This is a genomic window from Erwinia sorbitola (assembly GCF_009738185.1).
Classification (GTDB): Bacteria; Pseudomonadota; Gammaproteobacteria; order Enterobacterales; family Enterobacteriaceae; genus Erwinia; species Erwinia sorbitola.
Genome location: NZ_CP046510.1, coordinates 1 through 22576 on the forward strand (window position 1 = coordinate 1; position 22576 = coordinate 22576).

General features: G+C 46.9%; 21 protein-coding genes. 12 read left to right on the forward strand and 9 right to left on the reverse strand.

What is annotated here, in order from left to right:
* The first annotated feature begins 460 nt into the window (after positions 1-460).
* The 3 genes from parA (at position 461) to GN242_RS21365 (ending at position 3446) form a co-directional block, all read left to right on the forward strand.
* Positions 461-1087, forward strand: a complete 627-nt coding sequence (gene parA / locus GN242_RS21355) for a ParA family partition ATPase (protein WP_154754529.1) — start codon at positions 461-463, stop codon at positions 1085-1087.
* 2 nt (positions 1088-1089) lie between these two features.
* Positions 1090-1296, forward strand: a complete 207-nt coding sequence (locus GN242_RS21360; protein ID WP_154754571.1) for a plasmid partition protein ParG — start codon at positions 1090-1092, stop codon at positions 1294-1296.
* A 1169-nt stretch (positions 1297-2465) separates the two neighbouring features.
* On the forward strand, positions 2466-3446 hold the full coding sequence (locus GN242_RS21365) for a replication initiation protein (protein ID WP_154754530.1): 981 nt from the start codon (positions 2466-2468) through the stop codon (positions 3444-3446).
* 234 nt (positions 3447-3680) lie between these two features.
* Here GN242_RS21365 and GN242_RS21370 read toward each other — a convergent pair whose 3' ends face one another.
* A complete protein-coding gene (locus tag GN242_RS21370; protein ID WP_156288385.1) occupies positions 3681-4775 on the reverse strand; it encodes an oxidoreductase in 1095 nt (364 codons plus the stop codon).
* Positions 4776-4969: 194 nt separating this feature from the next.
* Here GN242_RS21370 and GN242_RS21375 point away from each other — a divergent pair, with 194 nt between their 5' ends.
* Both GN242_RS21375 and GN242_RS21380 read left to right on the forward strand, forming a co-directional pair.
* Positions 4970-6034: a sugar ABC transporter substrate-binding protein gene (locus tag GN242_RS21375; protein ID WP_156288387.1), complete on the forward strand. Its 1065-nt coding sequence runs from the start codon at positions 4970-4972 to the stop codon at positions 6032-6034.
* Positions 6035-6044: 10 nt separating this feature from the next.
* Positions 6045-7289, forward strand: a complete 1245-nt coding sequence (locus tag GN242_RS21380) for an LVIVD repeat-containing protein (RefSeq protein ID WP_156288389.1) — start codon at positions 6045-6047, stop codon at positions 7287-7289.
* A gap of 74 nt (positions 7290-7363) precedes the next feature.
* Here the strand turns inward: GN242_RS21380 and GN242_RS21385 are convergent, their stop codons facing one another.
* On the reverse strand, positions 7364-7807 hold the full coding sequence (locus GN242_RS21385; RefSeq protein WP_154754534.1) for a winged helix-turn-helix transcriptional regulator: 444 nt from the start codon (positions 7805-7807) through the stop codon (positions 7364-7366).
* Between the two features lie 93 nt (positions 7808-7900).
* Here GN242_RS21385 and GN242_RS21390 point away from each other — a divergent pair, with 93 nt between their 5' ends.
* Complete coding sequence (locus GN242_RS21390) at positions 7901-9103, forward strand: MFS transporter (RefSeq protein ID WP_156288391.1); 1203 nt, start codon at positions 7901-7903, stop codon at positions 9101-9103.
* Positions 9104-9426: 323 nt separating this feature from the next.
* Here GN242_RS21390 and GN242_RS21395 read toward each other — a convergent pair whose 3' ends face one another.
* A complete protein-coding gene (locus tag GN242_RS21395; protein ID WP_154754536.1) occupies positions 9427-9831 on the reverse strand; it encodes an H-NS family histone-like protein in 405 nt (134 codons plus the stop codon).
* 1395 nt (positions 9832-11226) lie between these two features.
* Here GN242_RS21395 and GN242_RS21400 point away from each other — a divergent pair.
* Entirely contained in the window at positions 11227-12333 is a 1107-nt protein-coding gene (locus GN242_RS21400) for a tyrosine-type recombinase/integrase (protein ID WP_156288393.1), read from the forward strand.
* A 7-nt stretch (positions 12334-12340) separates the two neighbouring features.
* Complete coding sequence (locus GN242_RS21405; protein WP_374190152.1) at positions 12341-12985, forward strand: Qnr family pentapeptide repeat protein; 645 nt, start codon at positions 12341-12343, stop codon at positions 12983-12985.
* A 173-nt stretch (positions 12986-13158) separates the two neighbouring features.
* Here the strand turns inward: GN242_RS21405 and GN242_RS21410 are convergent, their stop codons facing one another.
* Positions 13159-13326 carry a YhfL family protein gene (locus GN242_RS21410; RefSeq protein WP_154754539.1) on the reverse strand — a complete coding sequence of 56 codons (168 nt, stop codon included), beginning with the start codon at positions 13324-13326 and terminating at the stop codon, positions 13159-13161.
* Between the two features lie 484 nt (positions 13327-13810).
* Between GN242_RS21410 and satP the strand changes: the two genes are divergently transcribed.
* The 4 genes from satP to GN242_RS21430 all read left to right on the forward strand — a co-directional run bounded on the left by satP (position 13811) and on the right by GN242_RS21430 (position 18186).
* Positions 13811-14377 carry an acetate uptake transporter gene (gene satP / locus GN242_RS21415; RefSeq protein ID WP_154754540.1) on the forward strand — a complete coding sequence of 189 codons (567 nt, stop codon included), beginning with the start codon at positions 13811-13813 and terminating at the stop codon, positions 14375-14377.
* 286 nt (positions 14378-14663) lie between these two features.
* Positions 14664-15155, forward strand: a complete 492-nt coding sequence (locus GN242_RS21420; protein ID WP_156288397.1) for a hypothetical protein — start codon at positions 14664-14666, stop codon at positions 15153-15155.
* Between the two features lie 87 nt (positions 15156-15242).
* The gene (locus tag GN242_RS21425; protein ID WP_156288407.1) at positions 15243-17348 is read left to right on the forward strand and encodes a fimbria/pilus outer membrane usher protein; all 2106 of its coding nucleotides are present in this window, start codon (positions 15243-15245) and stop codon (positions 17346-17348) included.
* 343 nt (positions 17349-17691) lie between these two features.
* Positions 17692-18186 (forward strand): hypothetical protein, encoded by a 495-nt coding sequence (locus GN242_RS21430; RefSeq protein ID WP_156288409.1) that lies wholly within the window; start codon positions 17692-17694, stop codon positions 18184-18186.
* Between the two features lie 454 nt (positions 18187-18640).
* Here the strand turns inward: GN242_RS21430 and GN242_RS21435 are convergent, their stop codons facing one another.
* The 5 genes from GN242_RS21435 to GN242_RS21455 form a co-directional block, all read right to left on the reverse strand.
* Positions 18641-19282, reverse strand: a complete 642-nt coding sequence (locus GN242_RS21435; RefSeq protein WP_099001051.1) for a carboxymuconolactone decarboxylase family protein — start codon at positions 19280-19282, stop codon at positions 18641-18643.
* A gap of 149 nt (positions 19283-19431) precedes the next feature.
* Entirely contained in the window at positions 19432-20316 is an 885-nt protein-coding gene (locus GN242_RS21440; protein ID WP_034458336.1) for an aldo/keto reductase, read from the reverse strand.
* A 77-nt stretch (positions 20317-20393) separates the two neighbouring features.
* Complete coding sequence (locus GN242_RS21445) at positions 20394-20705, reverse strand: putative quinol monooxygenase (RefSeq protein WP_156288411.1); 312 nt, start codon at positions 20703-20705, stop codon at positions 20394-20396.
* A 10-nt stretch (positions 20706-20715) separates the two neighbouring features.
* Complete coding sequence (locus GN242_RS21450) at positions 20716-21489, reverse strand: SDR family oxidoreductase (RefSeq protein ID WP_154754544.1); 774 nt, start codon at positions 21487-21489, stop codon at positions 20716-20718.
* A gap of 72 nt (positions 21490-21561) precedes the next feature.
* Positions 21562-22542, reverse strand: a complete 981-nt coding sequence (locus tag GN242_RS21455; protein WP_046852623.1) for an aldo/keto reductase — start codon at positions 22540-22542, stop codon at positions 21562-21564.
* Positions 22543-22576: the final 34 nt, after the last annotated feature.

Genomic DNA, 22576 nt, shown 5'->3' on the forward strand with positions numbered 1-22576 from the left:
TAGTGCGCATCTCAGCATCTCAGCATCTCAGCATCTCAGCATCTCAGCATCTCAGCATCTCAGCATCTCAGCATCTCAGAACTACTGAATACAAACCCGAAATCCAGGTCAACCGCAGGATTGCAGGATTGCAGGATTGCAGGATTGCAGGATTGCAGGATTGCAGGATTGCAGGATTGCAGGATTGCAGGATTATTGTGTTCATCGGTGGCAGAAAGTGAAGCGGAGAGTTTAATTTTTATAATTCTGGGATTACATGATTACATGATTACATGATTACATGATTACATGATTACATGATTACATGATTACATGATTATCAAATCTCCCGATGTTGTTTGCAACCAGTGATTACGTTATCTTTGCATCACAGGATTACATAATCCTGTGATTTTAAAATCCTGTAATCTCAGGATTACACAATCCCAGGATACCAGCCTTTAACCTGCAGGAGTTCGTCATGGCGACAAAAATTATCTCTTTCCTGAACGGGAAGGGCGGGGTAGGGAAGACCACTACATCCATCAATATCGCGACATGCCTGGCGCGCAAAGGGCACCGGGTTGTGATGGTGGACACCGATCCTCAGGGCAGCATCAGCAACTGGTATGACGAAACTAAATGCAAATTTGACCTTGCTGAAGCGGCCTCCGAAAAAGAGGTATACACCGTACGCAAGCAGCTGAAGGATTATGATTACGTTGTCATCGATGGTGCCGCTGCCATCACCGCTATTTCTTCTGCTGCCGTTATGGTGAGCGACCTGGTACTGATTCCGGTCACCCCCTCACCACTCGACTTTGCCGCCTGTGGTGCCATCCTGGCGGTGGTTGAAGCGCGTGAAAATCTGCAACCCGTCATAGCACGCTTCCTGATCACCAAAAAAGTTGCTTCCACACGTATGCTGGAGGTTCTCAAAGAGTCAATTGAGGATACGGGTGTACCTGCGCTTAAAACTGCAACAACGCAGCGTCAGGTGTATATACGCACCATGCTCGACGGCGGAACGGTATTCGATACTACCGACGGAAATGCAAAAGGTGAGATCGAAGTGATGACTAATGAAATTCTGGAGCTTTTAGCGTGAAAATGAAACTTGGCCAGCATCGTCAGCTAGCTCCGGCCCTTGATGCTGTGAACAAACCAGCAGGCGGAACTGTAAAGAAATTGCAGACCAATATCGATGAAGAGTTACACCGGCGTTTCAAAACCGCTTGTTTCCTGCAGGGCCGTGAAATGAAGGATGTACTCACCGAACTTATTGAGGGCTGGTTACCCGAAAATGAGCCCAGGTAGAGCAATATGATTGCTGATGTATCATGCATAAAAATCTTTCCTCCAGCGATTTGATGAAAATATTGTGGATCGCCTGAGAGGATCGTGCTTTAAAAAAGATCCAATAGTGTTTGTTTTTCTTTTTATAGTTTAGATCTTTAACTTTAAGGGGTGAATTTCATCATTTAAATCATAAGGTTATAGCGACATATGTGGAGTGATTTCCTGCTTCAGGTGGAGTAATTTCCTGTTATATGTGGAGTGATTTCCTGTTATATGTAGAGTTTTTTCCTGTGGATAACTTTTTGATTTGCAGAGAGAACCTTATGTGGAGAGATTTTCTGTGGATAAGCCCCCCTTCCGGTCTTAGCTGGTGATCACCCCTGACTTTCCTCTCCACGTATCATTCCTGATGTTATGTGGAATGTTTTCCTGCCCCTGTCGCCCCGAAAGACGATCCGGTCATATTAGCGTAGTAACTTATGCCGATGAGTTACCTCATTCTGTGTTGCTTTATCTTGTAATACCAATAAGTTAATTAGTAGCGTTACACGATATGTGGAAGAATTTTCTGTCCCGAGGTTCATCTGGTAAACGTGGAATGATTTTCTGTTCGCCATTAAATTTTCCCCCGGCTGAAAGGTGGAGAGATTATCTGTTGTGTGGAAGATGAGTGGCCATGTCACTCTTTTTTACGTGGATAGATTTTATGCTGCTTGCCGCAAACTTGTTTGCAGGAATATGAAACGTGGAGAGATTTCATGTGATATGTGGAGGAATTTTCTGTAGGGGCAGTAGAATATATGACTAACATGAGCGGCTGAGAACGCGTTAATGTGGAGGGATTTCATGATAGAGATTGAGTTAACTTACTGAAAAAAATATTTTTTCCAGGAAATTTCGATATCAGTTATTGTCGGGGAGATGCTGCTAATGTGGAAGGATTTCCTGTCAGCGATTCAGTATGTTATGTGGAGTTTTTTTCTGTTGGCTGGAGGCAGATAAACGATCTTCCTGGCGGGACAAAGGATCTGTTCAGGAGCTAATGTGGAAGCATTTTATGTTCGGATTTTGACTAGTTCTTATTAACTTGTTGATATTTATATATTTATAAGTGTTACTTTTCACTTTACCTCAGCAATTTTTGTGTGGAATACTTGGACTAACATTCCACAAAGGGATCCTGCTACATGGAGCTGAACAAACTGACCGTTGTGCAAGGTAATGATCTCCTTGAGGGGGCTTACAGCGTGACGCTTGATGAGATGCGTTTGCTGAACCTTGCACTGGCACAGATTGACAGCAGGAAACCGCAGCCTGACGCGCTGTATCGTCTTTTCCCACATGATTATCAACGCATTTATGGTCTGAACCCTACCAGCAGCCACCGCCAGCTGCGTGAAGCAGCTGAGAGCCTGATGAAAAAGCCGGTCACCATCTACCTGCCCGATCGTAAAACAGGCAAGATGCGGACCGTTCAGCTGTCATGGTTCTCCCGGCTTGAGTATGTGAGCAGTGACGAGCAAAGCGCCGTCGTTCTTCGCTTCGGCCAGGATGTGGCTCCGTATCTTTACGAGCTGAAGGAGTCTTTTACCAAGCTTAATTTTGCCAACATTGCCAAACTGGATACTTCATTTTCGGTGCGGCTCTATGGCTGGTTAATCAAGGCAAAAAACCTCTACGGGCGTAAAACCAGTAAGGCAATCGAAGTGACTCTGGCACTGGACTGGATGCGCGAAAAAGCCGGATTGCGGGGGAAATACGAGGATTATCGTGACTTCCGGCAGAAATTACTTGAGCCAACGCTGGCGCGCATCAACGCCAATACGGATATTTCTGTGATCTGGGAGCCGGTCAAAAAAGGGCGCACCGTGGTATCGATTAAATTTTCCTATGTCGATGAATCCACACCTGAAGCGAGTAAACCGCTACGGCCTAAATTTCCTCGCCGTCCCCGTGCAGTCGCAGGATCTGAGCTGGAAGGCGACTGGGCCCGGCGTTGTATCACCATCATGGAACAGTACCGTAACCGCCTTTCTGCGTACGATAAGGGCGAGAAGGTTCCTCTGACGGATGTCCGGAAACTGGCCGGATGGTATAAAATTACCGGCGATAAAATCAGCCATAAACGTGTGATGGGTGAAGTTGCTGAACGTGCGAAAAAACCATAATAAAATCATTGACCCTCGTCTTTTTTATCAAAGGTTCTTCACCCGTTAAACAAAGTTACTCACCGTATTATCCCCCGTTTCTGTGGATAAAATATCGTAGCCAGTGCTCCACATATGTGCAATTAACCCGGTCGTGCAGGCTGCGTGCATACAGGAAATTCCTCCACATCAGCTCTTTTATCCCGTGCACGGCAGGATCTGATGTGGGGGTATAACGTTTGGGTGTGCGCTGAACTAAGCTACGCGGCCCAGTTTTTCAACCGTGATTAACGCAGTGCGCAAGCTTTCGGCAGTAACCGGAATGGGGAGGGCATGGATTGATTCTCCGGGACGTAATGTATGAGCAATAATCTGGTCAACTTCCGCGTGGTTATGGATATCAACGTCCAGATCCGCCAGCGTGGTCGGCAGATTAAATTGATGATAGGCAGAGATAAGCTGGCGTGCAGTGTCAGTCTGAGACAGCAGTACACACTGTACTAAAATGCCGTAGGCCACTTTAGTGCCGTGCAGGTAGCGCGAGGTTTGCGGCAGAACAGTCAGTCCATTGTGAACCGCATGAGCGGCGGCAATACGCGTATAACGCTCTCCCAGACCACCGACCATACCGCCACCGGCAATAACAGCATCAATGATATCCCGGAAATTCTGACTTAAAATTCCCCCGCGCTGATCCTCAAGCGCAGCAGCACTCTGGGTCAGCAATACATCCCGCAGCGTGGCCGCTGTGTCGATCCCCAGCCGTACCGTCAATGGCAGGGATGACGGTTCGGGAGCCAGTACTACTGCCTCATACCATTTTGCCAGTGTGTCACCGATCCCGGCCAGCAGATATTCCACCGGTGCACGTAGCAGGATCTCAGGCTCTACCAGCACCAGATGATTGGCATCTTTGAATATTTCATAATGTGATGCCTGTCCGGCAGCGTTATACCAGACGGAAAGCGGCGTCCAGGCAGCACAGGTTGCTGCTATAGTGGGGATCGCTACACAGGGCACTCTCAGGCGCCGGGCCAGTGCCTTGGCTGTGTCCAGCAGGGCACCACCACCAATGCCGATGACTACCTGACGATTCTGTCCTGATGCCTGTACAAGGGCCGAAAGATCCGGTCCGGTGCAGTGCCCATTAAAGGAAATATGCCGTGCGCCAGGAAGAGAAAAACTGTCGGGTAACCAGGGACGTGCGGCGTTGATGGCGCGCTCGCCGTAGATCCAGATTGCACGGGAAAGCTCATCCTGGTGATAAAAATCATCCAGACGCTGCAGCGCGCCAGGGTGAGAATAATAATTGGCCGGGCCGGTCACGACCTGAATATCAGTGTTACTCATAATAGCCCCTCAGTTTTTTTTCTATCCTGAAGTTACGGCCTGCATCAGGCTAATACTTTTTAAGTACTTCCATATTCTTTTTACTTCTTTGTCAGTACGTTGCCTGTTGTGAAAAAGTCAGAGTCATGGCCGCCAGTCACATGCGGTAATAAAACGATATGTCACTTTTCTTTTTTCGCTACAGGGATTTTTATATGAAGCCATTGATTACTTTACTGGCCCTCTGGGTTGCCAGTGTTTTACCTGTTCATGCCGCCACTTTGGCCCCGGTGCCGGAGAAAATCGCCAGTCATGATGGCCCGGTGCGTATTGCAGTGATCCGCAATCTGGGCTCCGACGATAACACCACTCAGTTTATTCAGGGGGCTACCCAGCAGGGGAAAGCACTCGGTTTTAAAGTCAGCACCTTTTTAACCAACGGTGATGATGCGCGTTTTCAGGACTTTGTGAATCAGGCTATCAGCCAGAAATATGACGGTATTATTCTGTCCCAGGGGCGTGCACCTTACTCTGGTACCCTCATTAAACGTATTGCTGACAGCGGTATTGCGGTGTCGGTGTTTGATACAGCGGTTGATGAAGAGGTGCCAGGCGTGACCGTGACACAACAGGATGACGCTTCACTGACCGATCTCTCTTTCGGTCAGCTGATCAAGGATCACAACGGCAAAGCCAACATAATTAAACTGTGGGTGGCCGGTTATCCTCCAATGGAACGTCGCCAGGCAGCTTACAAGGAGTTATTGCAGGCGAATCCGGGGATTCACGAGCTGGAGTCAGTTGGCGCAGTCTCTTCCGATGTGCAGGGCGATACGGCCAACAAAGTTGGTGCACTCCTGGCCAAATATCCTAAAGGCAAAGTAGATGCGATCTGGGGAACCTGGGATGCCTTCAGCCAGGGGGCACTTAAAGCGCTCAGGGAAAACGGACGTACTGAAATCAAGCTCTACAGTATTGATGTTTCCAATCAGGATTTGCAGCTCATGCGTGAAGCCGGCAGCCCGTGGAAAGTGACCGCAGCGGTGGATCCTAAGCTGATCGGGGCTACCAACGTCAGACTGATTGCTTTGAAGCTGGCGGGAGAAGCCACACCTGCCACCTATGACTTTAAAGCTACGGTAATCCCACAGGCTCTGCTGGTAAGCCAGCCGGGTACGGTAAATGTTGCCAGCCTTGGCAAGGTTATCCCGGGATGGGGACAAACGGAAGATTTTATCGCGCCGTGGTTTGCCACGCTGGAAGCGAAGTATAAAAAATAAGGAGCGGCTGATGAGTAACATGCTTCCTGTAGCGGAATACAGTCGCAATATGCGGTTGATTGGCCACAGCGATCAGGGCGGACGGCCTGACGGCGTCCAGCTGATGGTTCACCGTGGTTATGCCTATATTGGTCACATGGTGTCACAAGGATTTTCGGTGGTTGACGTGCGCGATGCGAAAAATCCCCGCACGGTGGCCTATGTTCCTGCACCACCAGGAACCTGGAATGTGCATCTTCAGGCTCATGATGACCTGCTGTTGGTAATTAATGCGCGTGACCTGTTTGCTGACGCGCGGTTTGCCAACGAAAAAGTGTATTACACCCGCCCGGTCGGTGAAACGGTCAGCGATGTGCAGGATAAGGGCTGGAGTGCAGGGCTGCGTATTTTCGATATCTCCACACCCGACAAGCCGCGTGAAATCAGTTTTCTGTCCCTGAGTGGTATTGGTATTCATCGTATCTGGTATGTCGGCGGCCGCTGGGCGTATGTTTCGGCGCTGATTGACGGTTTCAGTGACTATATATTCCTGACAATTGATCTGGCCGATCCGCGCAAGCCTGAGGTCGCTGGACAATGGTGGTTGCCGGGTATGAATACTGCTGCTGGTGAGAAGGCCGGCTGGGAAGAGGGCAAGCGCTATGCCCTGCACCATGCCATTATTAGCGGTGATGTGGCATACGGCAGCTGGCGTGATGGCGGTCTGACTCTGCTGGACGTCAGCGATCGAACCGAACCTAAGCTGATCAGTCATCGTAACTGGAGCCCGCCGTTTGGGGGAGGTACGCATACTGCACTACCATTGCCTGACAGGGATTTACTGGTGGTACTGGATGAGGCGGTGCTGGACAATCAGGAGGATGGCGAAAAACATATCTGGCTGTTTGATATTCGTGAGCCTTCAAACCCGATCAGTATCTCCACCTTCCCACAGCCTGCCGAGCGGGATTATGTAGCAAAAGGAGCACACTTTGGGCCTCATAATCTGCATGAGAATCGCCCCGGGAGCTTCGTCAGTTCGACGTTGATTTTTGCTACCTGGCAAAACGCTGGTGTCCGGGCCTTTGATATCAGTAATCCTTATCAGCCGGTGGAAACCGGTGCGCTTGTGCCTGCAGCACCGGCGCGCATGATGGATACCCGTCCCGGCCGTCCGCAGGTTATCCAATCCTGCGACGTGTTTGTGGATGCGCATGGAATTATTTACAGCACAGATTATAACGGCGGTCTTTCAGTCATTGAGTATCTCGGCTGATCTTGCCCGTTTTTACGTAAAGGCGCCGAAAACGGCGCTTTTTTTTGCCTCAAATAACGTTTATTGCATAGCGATCAGTTTTTCTGCACACGGGTTTTATCGGGTGTTAACTCTTCACCTTGCTGATTACAGACGCGCAGAGGTGCCAGCGGAGTACCGCTGCTGATTTCCACTAATTCTGAGCGCGCTTCCCCTGCGGTAAACAGGTGCTGTTCACCAAACTGACGCAGGGCAACGATCAGCGGGAAAAGGGAGTCTGCACGTCGGGTCAGCACATACTCCTGCCAGGCGGAGCCATCAGATGCGGGCTGAACCTGGAGTAAACGTGCCTCCACCAGTCTTTTCAGCCGGTCGGCCAGAATATTGCGCGCCATGCCCAGCCCGCGCTGAAACTCACTAAAACGGCGGCTGCCGTCGAAGGCATCGCGCAGGATCAATAACATCCAGCGATCGCCAATCAAATCAACACTGCGGGCAACCGGGCAGGGAGCCTGACTCAAAGAGTGACGTTCAGCCATGATGATATCCTCCGCGATTAATTTGGTTGCATTTTAAAACCACTTTATGCAAGCTGCAAATGGTTTTAATTTGAAACCAAATTTGGAGCTCAGATGGCTATCCTCGCAGATAAAAGTACAGGAAGAGCAGATTTATCATCATTTCAGGTGGTGCTGTTTGCCAGTAGCAGTGGGCTGAGTGTAGCCAACGTCTATTATGCACAGCCGCTGCTGGATGCTCTGGCGCTCTCATTCTCTATCACTCCAGCGCTAGTAGGCGGGGTTATTTTTGCCACCCAGGTGGGTTGTACACTGGCATTATTACTGCTGGTGCCGCTGGGGGATGTGGTTAACCGACGCCGTCTGATGCGCTGTCAGCTGGCCGGGTTGATTATGGCACTGCTGCTGGTCTGCACGGCAACCCACGTCATGATGTTGCTGGTAGCAATGCTGCTGACCGGCATGATGGGCACGGCGATGACGCAGGGGATGATTGCTTATGCGGCCGCAGCATCCACCCCCGAAATGCGTGGGCGCGTGGTGGGGGCCGTTGCCGGTGGCGTGGTTATCGGGCTACTGCTGGCACGGGCAGCGGCAGGTCTGATATCCGACATTACCGGCTGGCGCGGAGTGTATTTTTGTTCTGCGCTGCTGATGGTCTTACTGGCAGCGATCCTGTGGCGCAGGCTGCCAGATCTTGCGCATACGACCGCAGCAAACAAACCAGAGGCGATCCCTTCCCTGTGGCGGATGCTGAACACAAACCGGGTATTACAGGTTCGTGGCGTACTGGCACTGCTGATGTTCGCCAGTTTTAATATCTTCTGGAGTGCGTTGGTATTATTGCTTCGTACACCGCCGTGGCAACTCAGCCATGGCCAGATTGGCGCGCTGGGTCTGGTGGGTGCTATCAGCGCCCTTATTGCGGGTCGTGCCGGACGCTGGGCAGATAGCGGACTTGCTGAACGCACCAGTGCGATGGCACTGGCAGTATTATTACTGAGCTGGCTGCCGCTGTGGCTGGGAGCAGGCTCGTTGATGCTACTGATTATTGGAATTTTGCTGCTGGATGCGGCCGGGCAGGCGTTACATGTCTCCAGCCAGAGCCTTATTCTGGCCAGCCAGCAGGATGCCGGGGGACGGCTGATTGCAGGTTATATGCTGTTTTATTCTGCCGGCAGTGGTGCGGGTGCGCTGCTATCTACTCAGGCGTTTTCCAGGGGAGGATGGGACGCCGTGTGCCTGTGCGGCATCGCGAGCAGCGTGCTGGCATTGTTGTTCTGGATGATGATGCCATTAACCAGAGCTGATGGTTAAGTAATACGGTGAGCTGGCGCGTAAGGTCAGTCGTTGCGGGGGATGAGATACTTTGCCGGGTGACAATCAATCAGGTTCTGTTTCGGGCGCTGGATGATGCTCAAAACCGAAATGCTGAGTTCATCGGGAAAAGCCTGGTTGCTCAGGTTCGTTGCGGCAGGGCAGGAGGGATGCATTACGTATCAGCCTGAATTTATAGCACAGCGTACTGGGGGGAGAACATACGGAGAAACAAGTGGCATTACTCTATTATCTGTATCTGTGAACGCAGATAATCGAGACATGAAAAACATCCGGCCGCCTGTCAGGCGGCCGGTTGGCATTTACTTGATCAGGAAATCTTCAAGTTTTTTGCCTGCATCCAGTGCCTGCTTAATTACTGCCGGGGTGCGACCCTGGCCGGTCCATGATTTCTGCTCGCCGTTTTCATCAGTATATTGATACTTGGCAGGGCGTGGTGCACGTTTGGCACGTGTCTTGCCAGTGGTATTATCCGCGGCAGTCAGTTCGCTTAAATCGATACCGTCTTCCAGCAGCATCTGGCGATATTTAGCCAGTTTCTCTTCTTTTTCTTTAATTTCAGAAGCAATAGCGGCTTCTGATTCACGTCTTTCGTTCACTACCGCTTCAAGTTTTTCCAGCATCTCTTCCAGTTCAGCTAAAGACACTTCCCGAGACTGGGCACGAAGGGTGCGAATATTATTTAATACTTTCAGCGTTTCGCTCATAACGGAATCCGTAACCTGTGAGTTGGTTTAAATTAGTAACTACTACTGTATCGAGACTTAGTGTACAGACAAATGAAGAGTGAAAAAACACTAAATTAAAAAAATGTTAGTTCAAATGTTACTCTGATACTCTTTTACTCTGCCGCAGAGCGGAGGAGCGGGTTCTTATATTTACAACTTCTGGGATAAATCTTAACAATGTTTTAGGAATCAAATTTAACTGATGAAGGTTTATCCCTGTTTATCTTCAGAGAATAATGATTTATATTCCGGGGAGACCTGTTGACTCAACATGTTGTAATAGCATGGTTTTCTCTTCTGCATTCAGCTGCGAGGAGGATTTTTTCATCCTGGTTGAGTTACGCCGTCACGCTGTGCCGCAGGTTACACGAAGAAAACTGTCAGCATGCTACGCACTGTAAAATGCAAAAAATGATGCTGCTCGTATGAGATAAAAGTATGTTCGGTCAGTTCGCTGATTTTTAACTCTATACCGGATGAATTTTCCTCCAACTCTATTTTTTCCCGCCATATAGAGCAGATATGAGTGCTACAAGGGCTATTTTCAACGGGGTCTGGTGCCATCTTAGCTGTGATAAAGATCAAGATGCGCAAGATTTTTTGGTGATCCAGTTCGCGTTATTTATTTTTTAGTTACAACATACATATGAGTTGGTTTAACCTTTCACTCCATTATCCTCAGTGTCATTGAACCGGCTTTTTTAGTAAGAAAAGGGCTGGTTTCATCGCTAAACCTTTTCCTCTCGTCGGTACTATTTCACTCTATATCCCGGATGAACCATGTATCTCGAATCATCTATATTAGTCCATCACTGTTACAGATAGTCCGAATGAAAATAGAGCTGCTCTTTGTTTTTAAGCTTTGCATGAGTGTTCAGGGAGCTATGCTTCACTGGTGAGATGACTCTTACAGGTATTATCTTTTCTGTACAGGACTGGAAGAGGAAGGAATGAAAGACAGCCTGTACATCATATATGAATACAATAAATGAACAGATTTAGAGATTAATGTCAGTGTGTGTATGCCGTCGCTCATTCTGCCACAGACTCTTCATCAGTACTGGTATAGATATTCATCAGGGGATCTGTAAATGTGTTGGTACCATTCAGAAACAAAAAAAATTGCCATCAGAGTGAGGAGATTAACCCTCTGATACAGCCTAATCTGCCCGGTTTTTTAGATGAGGGAAAATCCTGCGTCTTATGCTATCACAACAACTCTAAGCGATCTTTATGACTCCAGACCTATTAAGTCTGGAGTCATATTATTAAACACGGTAAAATCAGCACCCACAGTACCGGAGGCCCGGTAAAGCTTATCCCGGAAGGTCAGGATGCCAGAATCATATGATTACAGAATCTCAGGATTACAGGATGATTGAATCCCATAATCCTGAGATGCAGCGTACAGCTTATGTCGGGCGTCATGTTTTACAGTGGCTCGACGGAGTACGCACGTCATCATTGACTGAACTGGAAGGTAGTGGTCACGCGGGTTCCGTGATGCAGGTGATGAAACTGTGGGTCAGGCTTTCATTGCTGCAAACCCGCCGCCGCCCGGAAATCGCGATCTCATCATTATTGAAACATGTATTGCCGGTTATCGGGGAGTGGCCGCTGACATCCGTCACGCGCTTACAGTTAAACCGCCTTTTTAATATCCTGATTGCCGACGGAAAAAAAGAAGAGGCCCGACGAGTGTTTGCGCTCTGTAAGCAGTTTTTTTCCTGGGCTGAAATGCAGGGCTATCTTGAGCACTCCCCGCTCAGTGCGATGAAAAAACGCGATGTGGCTGGCAGAAGCGCTGCACCGGGCAACCGTACGCTAAGCGATGCCGAAGTCTGGATTTTCTGGCATGGTCTGGACGCCTGGGATCTCTCAGAGCAGTGCCGCTGGGCGCTGCGTCTTTGTCTGCTGACTGCTCGCAGACCGGATGAGGTGGTGCAGGCGCGTAAGGATGAGTTCAATCTGACATCCGGCATCTGGCGGCAGGGCACGCGGAATAAATCGCAGCGCGAGCATATTTTGCCGCTGACTCCAATGATGCGTGTCTGCATCAGTGCGCTGATGAACGCCAGCCCGGAGGAGTCACCCTGGCTGGTACCCTCTCCCGTGACATTGTCACAACCCTTATCAAGAGGTGCCATTACTCAGGCCCTGCGGCGTATGATACGTGCCGATCGCGGTTTGGGTATTGCGCCTTTCACCACACGCGATCTGCGCCGCAGCGCCCGTTCCCGTCTGGCAGCACTCAATACTCCGAATGATGTTGCGCGTAAAATCATGAACCATGCCCTGGAAGGTATCGACCGGGTATATGACACGCACAATTATCTGCCGCAGATGCAACAGGCACTGAGTGCGTTATCTGAAAATATTGAGAATATTATAGCTGCTGAATCTTACCATCTGCTTGAGCATCGTTATCCCGGTGAAAAACTTCAGCTTGATGAACGCGCACTGCTTTATATGGAGCCATAGAATGACAATGTCACTGGTTTTTCGTAATGAAAAATTCAGCCCTGATCGATTCACTGGCTGCATCGCAGAACGCTACCAGTTTATTAACTGTGATTTCTCCGGATGTGACCTTACTGATACGCAATTTATCCACTGTCAGTTTTATGACAGGGAGAGTGAGCAGGGCTGTAACTTTACCCGTGCTACGCTGAAAGATGCGAGTTTTAAGCACTGCGATTTATCCATGAACAACTTTCGTTCCGTCAATGCGCTGGGTATTGAGATAAGTGAGTGTCGGGCACAGGGTATCGATTTTCGCGGTGCCAGCTTTATGAATATGATCACCACGAAAAGTTGGTTTTGCAGTGCATTTATCACCAAAACTAATCTGAGTTATGCCAACTTATCCAAAGTGGTGCTGGAGAAATGCGAGCTGTGGGATAATCGCTGGGTCGGTACTAACGTCGTGGGTGCCATTTTCAGTGGCTCCGATCTCTCAGGTGGCGAATTCAGCTCTTTTGACTGGCACTCGGCTGACTTCACTCACTGTGATTTAACCCGCTCCATTACCAGCGATCTCGACCTGCGCAGTACTGACCTGGAAGGTGTCAAACTGGACAGTGCCCAGGTTAGCATTCTGGTAGAACGTCTCGGAATCAGGGTTGAAGAGTAATATCAGTTACGGCTTAGTTCAATTGAATTAAAATCGATTAAACATAGCGCTTCTATACCCGTAGATCCGAATGTTATTGATTCTGAGCAATAAAAACCCACAATCGATGAGGCATTAGATGTCGTTTAAAAAACCTTCAAAATGCTGAGTGATTAACACTCAGCATTTTATATTTAATTGTCCGTTGGTCCGCAACCACCAATCCATTTTGAAATAGAAACGGCAGGATGGAGCAGGTAATCATAGCTACAGTCTTTCTGCTTATTTTCAACACGACCAGTACATGCCGTAAGGGTGGCAACAGCAGCAGCAATTATGGTGAATTTAACTATACGATTCATGAATATCCCTTTTACACATATAAATTAACTAAGAGTCAGAATGATATGAATAAAAACAAAATGAAACAATATTCAAGCTGCTCATCAGTCGCTTTTAAAGAAATTACTATATTTTTTTAAAACGATTTTCACAGAAAATGATTGTGCTCCATGAGCTGCTTACAGTATGTGCCACCACACTCAGAAACCACCTCGCCAAAACCTATGCAGAAAAAAACAAAACCGCAAACTTAAAATTGATTATTACTTCTTATATTGCTGGAAAAGATAGAATTTAGGCCGGCGCACTTACCTCGCGAATCGAAGAACTAACACTAAAACCAAAGTCCACCTCCTTTTAAGCAAGAAGTAGAAAATATGTTTGATTACACCCTGACTAGATCAAAGACGCCGACGATTGCTCTGATTATGATCGCGCGCCCTGTCAGGGAAACAGGCGTGGGTGTAACTATTTAACAATATTATAATGATTTTAGAGGATTTTATGGGCAACACTAAATTAGCTAATCCAGCCCCGCTGGGTCTGATGGGTTTCGGCATGACCACAATTTTGCTAAATCTGCACAATCTCGGGCTTTTCCCGATGGATGTCATTATCCTGGCTATGGGCATTTTCTACGGAGGCATCGCACAACTGTTAGCGGGCCTGCTGGAATATAAAAAAGGCAATACCTTTGGTTTAACCGCTTTCGCTTCTTATGGTTTCTTCTGGCTGACGCTGGTTGCTATACTGCTTATGCCAAAAATGGGGTTGGCTGAAGTAGCCAACTCACAATTTATGGGTTCCTATCTTGGCCTGTGGGGTGTATTTACACTGTTTATGTTCTTCGGATCTCTGAAGGGTAATCGCGTAATGCAATTCGTTTTCCTGAGCCTTGTAGTATTGTTTGCACTGTTGACGACAGCTCATCTGGCAGATAAACCGGGCCTGATTCAGATCGCTGGCTGGATTGGCCTGGTCAGCGGAGCAAGTGCTATGTACCAGGGGATGGCTGAAGTACTGAATGAACAGTTCGGCCGAACCATACTTCCGCTTGGCGAACCACGCTGATTTCTTCTCCTTGCCTGCATTTATGCAGGCAAATTTCTTTCTCAGGTAAGACGTTAAGCCCTCTTTCTACAAAATACCGTAATATCCCTTCCCATCGCTGAACTCCTTTACTCATAAAAATCGAATCAATAAAATATCTATTGATATATACGCATTAATAAGAAAATCATTGTTTTCACGATAAATAATAACACAGCTCAAGTTTACTTGAAGTTAGTCACAACAATGAACTATTATCAGCACGCTGATGAAAGTACGCTTTCATTTTATTTAAAAGGATTTTTTCATGTTTATAAAAAAAGCGGGTATTTTAATCCTGAGTACTATCATTTTTTCAGGTAGTGCATTTGCCTCTTCTTCCTTTGGTGGTATCAATAGCCAGGAACAAAAAATGCGTTCCTTAGTAACTCAATGTAACGATAGCATTAAGAAATCCCTTCATTCCCCTGTCCTTTTAGATATCAGTTTTGGGGCGCTTGGTGGCGTTCAAAAACATTGTGGTTCTATTGCTGATAAAACTAGAAAGTTAATCACTGACAGACATAATCAGCATGAAAAATGGGAAGCTGAGTTCCAGGAGCTTCTTGAAAGATTTAATGCTATTCCTGTATCCCAACAGCATAAATTCCATGCAGCTCAATTGGTTAAAAAAATACGAGTTCTTACTGCAGTTGATAAACTAGCTGGACGTAGTACAACTTCCAGAATTTTCGTTTATCGCGCTATGATGAAAGAACTTGATCAATTAGACTCGCTGTTACTTTCTATTGATAAGTAGATAATTAATTTGGTTAGTTAACCAAGGCGCTGACGATAAACTATCATCGGCGCCTTTTCACATGCATGCTTTATCGGATTTATCTGCATGTTTTCTATAAGCAAAAAAACTGTCTTAGCTTTAATACTGTTTTCAATACCGACCGTTATCAGTGCTGGTGAATATTTTTACATAGCGGATGGTGAGCGGGACTTAGGACACATTGAGCTGGATATTACGAAAGAGGGTTTTCCCTGTTTTGATAGAGAAAGACTATTAGAATGGAAAATTATCACACCAGAAAATATGGGTGAATTAAAAGAAATCGGATGTATCAACAACAAGGAACTTTATCCGCTAAACATTAGCGCCAACCTGATTGAAAAAATCAACATCCTTACTTTTATACGTTTAGAGCCAACTGAGGTAAAAAATGATCCTCGCCTGGCCATTAGCAACAGAGATGATGGTATTCCCGCCATTCTAATTAATTATGACGCCAACTATCAGAGATACGAGGGTTTGCGTTACGCCCGTAGAAAAATAAAAGACAATATTGAATTTGAGCTGGAATCCGGTATCAACCTCAAAAAATGGCGCTTAAGAGCAAAACAGTACCATAATAATGAAGATATGCCACAGAAACGCGTTAAATTCTCCGATATTTATCTGGAGAGAGACATCTCTGCAATCAATTCTCGTTTACATATGGGCGATGGTTACAATAATAGTTTCTACCTTGATTCTTTTCCTTATCGTGGAATTAAGCTGGCATCAGATGACAACATGTTCCCCTCATCACAAGGTGCGGTGTTGCCATGGGTTTATGGTGTCGCACTGACAGATGCTGAAGTGGAGGTTATACAGAACGGTATGACGGTTTACCGCACAATGGTTTCTCCCGGAGACTTTGTTCTGAGAAATATCAAGCTGTTTGATAAGTCAGGTTTTATCAGCATGATCGTTAAAGAGAGTGACGGCACGTCAAGTTATTATGATGTTCCATGGAACCAGTTAGAGAATCTTATTGATAAAGACACATGGAAATATGATATCTCTTTTGGAAAATTCATGAGTGATAGTCGAATGGAAGAGTCGCACCCGTTATTCTTCCAGGGCGGCTTCGGTTATGGTATTTCTACACAAAACTCATTGTATGGCGGTGCCTTAGTTTCAGAGGGTTATTACAACCACTCATTTGGCATTGGTCAGAGACTGGGGCAGTATGGTGACGTTGTGCTCAATCACCGTGTCAGCAAAATAACTTCATCGGAACAGGGCGAAGTGAAAGGTGAAAAGCTGCGCCTTCAATATAGTGCCAACTTCAACAAGTTAAACACCAGTATTACCGCGAATGGTGATTATTTCCTACAGCCTCACTATAATGATTTTAACAATTATGCAAATAGTGCAAAATCTGGCTACTTTTGCTGCGACTTTTACAAAAAAGAGTATAGTTATGAACTCTCCCTCCAGTCGTTAATCAGCCCTTCTCAGAATCTGTCTTTTAACATTAACCACGAAAAATACAGAGGCGAGCAGGGTAAAAGTACTTTTTATGCTTTGACTTTTACACAAAGTGCATCACTGTTATCATTTGATTTAGATCTTGCGTACAACCGTTACAGCACTCATAAAGGTGAGATGCGTTTTGATATTACTTTCCGTATCCCGTTAGCAAAAACAGGGATCAAGAATACCAGTGTGAATCTGGGATATAGCTATAACCCCTATGATCACTATCAAAAAGAAATCAGCATCAACGGCCGGAAATTAGATAACAACCTGAACTATCAGGTGGCAGCCCAATCAGGTAAGAAAAGTAAAAAAACTTATCGGGCAAATGCTCGTTATCGCTATGCGGCTGGTGAATCCGGCATTAGATATATATCTGGTACTGATTACACACGTTACTCGGCAAATAGTTCTGGTTCATTAGTTTTCCATAGTGCAGGAATGACCGCCGGGCAAACGTTAGGTGATACAAACGCCCTTGTTTATGCCAAAAATCATCCTGATACAGAGCTTCCCGATCAGATGGATGTGATTACAAACAAACGTGGATATGCCATTATCACCGGACTTATTCCCTATCAGGTCAACGCAGTAAGTGACGAATTCGCTGAAAGAGATATTTTTGATGATGAGCCAGAAAATGAAGTTGTGAAAGTTCCAACCTTAGGTGCACTTTCATATTACGAGTTAGTCAATTAATCATTTATTTCTGTATTGGTTATCAGATTCTTCACAATCTTTTTATTTGAAATTTCCGTCATAACAACCAAATGCGTTATGACGGCGTCTTATGTTTTTTATCCTTTCAGCGCGTCTTCAGCAGATCTGCATACTGCTTCTTTGATTCATTTTACCTTGCCAGTTATCAGTTTTTTAAAAAAATCTATAAAATACTATTGCCATTAAACAATAATGAAAAAATAATAAGTTTTATGATAAACAGCAGTTTTACCCATCAAGTCTTGAAGTTAATGATAATAATGCACTATTATTACCAGGATTATGACAGCACACTTTCATGTTTTTTAAAAGAAATTAAATTATGCTAAAAATAAAAACCGGCATCTTGATGCTGAGTGCAGTTGTTTTTTCAGGTAGTGCTTTCGCTGATATTAACAGTAATGAAAAGAAACTACGGCAATCAGTACAGCAGTGCATCAGTAATATACATGCGGACAGCAAAATCACATCCCCTAACCTGCCAAAGGTGACCAAGATTATTTATGATGTACATGGTGGAGTTCAGAAATACTGTGGTTCAATTGCTAATAAAACCAGAAAGTTAATTACAGCTGAATATGATCAGGTTGAAGCATGGCAGGCTGAATACAGAGAGCTGTCTAAAGAATATCTCGCCATACCTATTTCTGATCGAAACAAACCGTATGCAAAAAACATAGTCAGGAAATTAATTATCCTTCTTGCACCTGAGAAACTGGGAAGTACAGGTGCAGACAGTAAACTAAATATCTATCGCGCTATTTTGAAAGAGGTTGATAATTTAGACGCACTGCTGATTGCTATTGATGGCAATTAAATACTTAGTTAGTTAAACAACTCGTCTGCATTAGTTGCCTGATGCTCAGTTGTTTTGAAAAAGCCGCCATGACTCCTAAAAGGGGATACGGCGGCTTTCTTACTGCAAGCAGGATAAATAACAGTTTTTTAAGGGGCAGTTTGGATATCGAAAATTATTGTACGTTAAGGTTATTTTTTGTACTTCTAGGCTGTGGTAAGGGCGATCGATCACGTTGACAGGCTGCTTTGAGCGAAAAGCGGACATTGCATCGAAAGCCCTGCTGACTTTGTCAGGACATGCCTTTATTTTTAAGTCATTAAAGGCATGGGCCCCGCATTCCAGATTATTGCCATATTCCTTTAGGTCAGGGCTTACGAGATCACGTCGCGAAAGCCATCAAATCGGCCTCACTGTTTTTTAATAATCATGCCATTACGCAGCTTTTGCGCTACAAAGAGAAGCTGCATAGATTTTACTTACTGGCTGCCAGCACCTTCTCAAGGGCTGACGTTGCACGTTGAGCGACGACCGGACAGGCCGAATTTTCAAGGGCGACGCTCACCCCCCTTAATTGCGTTTCAGTCAAACCAATGTTTAAAGAAATGTTGAAATGGGACATTAGCTGCGGCTCAACGCCTTCCAGGCCTGCAAGTGCGCCAAGGGTGGCAATCTCACGATCTTCATAACTGAGGTTGTCCCGTCCAAAAATGTCACCAAACAGATGTTCTTTCAGGTACGTATCAATAGCAGGAGCAAAATCGAATACAGGCCCTTTGGCTGGCACACCTATCAGGTATGTCTGCACAGATGTGCCCAGTTCAAGGAGGGATCGGCCAGCAGGCAGCGGGCTGGCTTCGGAACCTGCAATATCATTTATACCCTGTTCTTTTCGTTCATTCACAAGGGTCATAAAGGTTCCAAGTGCGTTAAGCGCACGTGGAAAACCAAGGTAAGCATAAAGCTGTACCAGTATTTCTTTTATGTCGTTAATAGTCAGGCCAGCATGTAGGCCTGCTTCCAGTGCGGCTCTCAGTTTATGATTATCGCCCAACGCAGTGAATGCAGAAATTGGAGCGATCGCCTGCTGGCGACTCGTCAGCTCTGTAACTTTCATAGAATGATCCCTTTGAGGCGGAGCAGTTTTCCGGCCTTTAATCAGCTAAGTTAATGTGTGATGGTCGCCTGCATCGCAGCGGTTTAGCGCTCACCCACTACCATGACAAAGGCGCATTTACGCACCTTTGTCATTACACTGGAAAATCATCAGTCAGGGATCTGGAAACCATAGGTTGCCAGATCCAGTGAGTCGGGATCCGGGCCGCCACGAACGCCTGTTTCAAGCGCATCAATAGCTTTAATTTCATTAGCCGTGAGCCTGAAATCAAACACGTCGAAGTTTTCGACAATTCGGTGGGGTTTTACAGATTTAGGAATGGCGGAATATCCGTGATCCAGATGCCATCGAAGAATAACCTGTGCCGGCGTCTTCGAATATTTTCTGGCAATGTCAGTGATTACCTTATCTTCGAAAGGATTTTTCTCCGCATTGTTGTAGGTATAAGACCCACCCAGTGGTGACCAGCATTGTGTGATAATGCCATAGTGGTCGTTAGCCGCACGCCATTCCGCCTGTGAATAATATGGATGAACCTGGATCTGATTCACCGCAGGAACAACACTGGTCTCTGTAATCAATCTGTCGAGTTCAGTGGGCGTGAGGTTGGATACACCAATGGCACGCACGCGCCCCTCGGCCAGCAGCTTTTCAGCCGCCTTATAGGCCTGAATGGTCTTTTCAAATTCTGATGCCAGAGGCTGATGAAGCAGCCAGAGGTCCAGTTGCTCAATGCCTAATTTATTCAGACTGACATCAAAGGCGCGAAGAGCAGAATCGTAGCCATAGTCGGAAATCCACAATTTAGTTTCAATAAAGATATCGTCGCGGTCTACGTCCGACCGACGGATCCCGGCGCCGACTTCACGTTCATTAAAATAGGCCGCAGCGGTATCGATAAGCCGATATCCGGTTTCCAGTGCCTTCTTCACCGCCTCGGTAGTTTCTTCAGGTTTGGCCTGATAAACACCCAATCCCAGAGCGGGCATTTTCACACCATTATTCAACGTAATATAAGGATTTATACCATTCATTTGAGTCCCTTTTTAGCGTTGTGGCTTAGAGGAAGCATACGTGATGCCATGAATAAGAAAGCGAGGGGTTACCCTTATCAGTCACTGACACGGGTAATGAGACTGACAGAAGGTCCGAATGTCAGCAGCGATTGCAGGTATGACATAACTTCTGCAACATGCGGGTTTTCCGCATGGCTGGTTACTGCATCCTGGTTTACCCAGCCGTCAATAATATAAAACGTGTCGGGTTCATCGATTTTTTGATAAAAATCGTAATAAAGGCAACCTGCTTCAAGGCGCGCAGGCCCGACAAATTTCAGGATCAGCTCTTTAACGCGCTCACGATTCTCAGGTTCACATCGCAGTTCACAGATGATGTGGCGTTCTTCCGATTTTATTTTCTGCATCGTCATCTCTTCAGTTCTTACCGGCATAAACACGGGTCATACCGCCATCGACTATCAGGTCAATGCCACGTATGTACGTGCTCGAGTCTGATACCAGAAAAATCAATGCATCAGCGATATCTTCCGCGGTGCCCACGCGCCCGGCCGGAATTTCTGCAGAAACTCGCTCCGCATATGAGGCAATATCGTTGTCACTCATTTTCTGTTCGTTGCTGTAACCTTCGGTCGGGACTACACCGGGACTTATGGTATTGACCCGGATATCTCGCCCTTTTAGATCCGTGGTCCAGCTGCGAGCCAGTGAACGCACTGCCGCTTTGGTCGCGGCATAAACAGCAAATCCAGGTAACCCCATATCTGCAGTAATCGACGCATTCAGCACTACGGAGGAACCGTCACGAAGCACGTCCAGCATGCTCTGCATAGTGAGTACAACACCTTTAACATTTATGCTCAGTTCGCTGTCGATCTGATCTTCGGTCAGTTCTTCGAGTGGCGTGGCGTGGCCACCACCCGCATTAGCGAACAAAATATCCAGATGCCCCTGTTCGGCTTTAATGGTGGCAGCCGCACGCAGCATGTCTTCTTTACTTGAGACATCCGCACATATAGCTCTGGCGGAGTTGCCCAGTTTGGTTACTGCCTCGTCCAGCACGTTCTGTCGGCGGCCAGTGATATAGACTGTTGCGCCGTGTTCAATCAGTCGCTTCGCTGCACCGAAACCCAGGCCGGTTGTTCCGCCGGTGACCAGTGCGATACGGCCTTTAAGAGATTGGGTCGTCATGATGATGTCCTCTGAGAATGAATACGGGGGAGGATACCGGCGACATGGCGTCGCCGGTTAATGAAGCAAGGCTTAGCGGTTAATGGACTTCATCATTGCAGCGTTATAACGCTCGCCCTGGACGGGAACTTTTGCCAGCACATCTGCAATTTCCTGTAGGTCTGCGGCCGTGAGTTCAACTGCAGCCCCGCCTACATTTTCGTCGAGACGGTGAAGTTTTGTGGTGCCGGGGATCGGAGCAATCCATGGTTTTTGAGCCAGCAACCAGGCTAAAGCAATCTGTGCCGGGGTTGCTTGTTTACGCTCAGCAACTTTACCGATCAGGGCGACAAGGTTATGGTTGGCCTGACGGGCTTCGTCAGCAAAACGCGGCAGATTATTTCGGACATCTCCTTCAGCAAAGGTGGTTGCACCATCAATCTTTCCTGTAAGAAAGCCTTTACCCAGCGGGCTGAAAGGAATGAAGCCGATACCCAGCTCTTCCAGCGTCGGGATAATGACGTCTTCAGGTTCACGGGTGAACATAGAGTATTCACTCTGCAGTGCGGACAGCGGCTGAACAGCATGTGCGTCACGAATAGCTTTTACGCCCGCCTCACACATCCCAAAATATTTCACCTTTCCTTCCTGAATCAGGTCGCGTACAGCTCCGGCGACATCTTCCATTGGCACGTTTGGATCCACACGATGCTGGTAAAAGAGATCGATGTAATCCGTTTTCAGCCGCTTAAGGGACTGTTCAACGACAGTACGAATACGCTCAGGACGACTGTCGAGTCCCGCCGCTGCATTACCCTCTTTAAAACCGAATTTTGTAGCGATAACGATCTGGTCACGGAACGGTGCCACAGCTTCCCCGACCATTTCTTCATTGATCTGACCATACGCTTCTGCAGTGTCGAACAGCGTTACGCCGCGCTCATAAGCTGCACGGATAAGTTTGATGGCTTCAGCTTTGTCTGTCGCAGGCCCGTAGCCAAAGGTCAGTCCCATACATCCCAGACCAATTGCCGATACTTCAAGGCCACTGTTACCTAATTGTCGCTTTTGCATAATGAGTCTCCTGTTTATGGATTGAACACCTCAC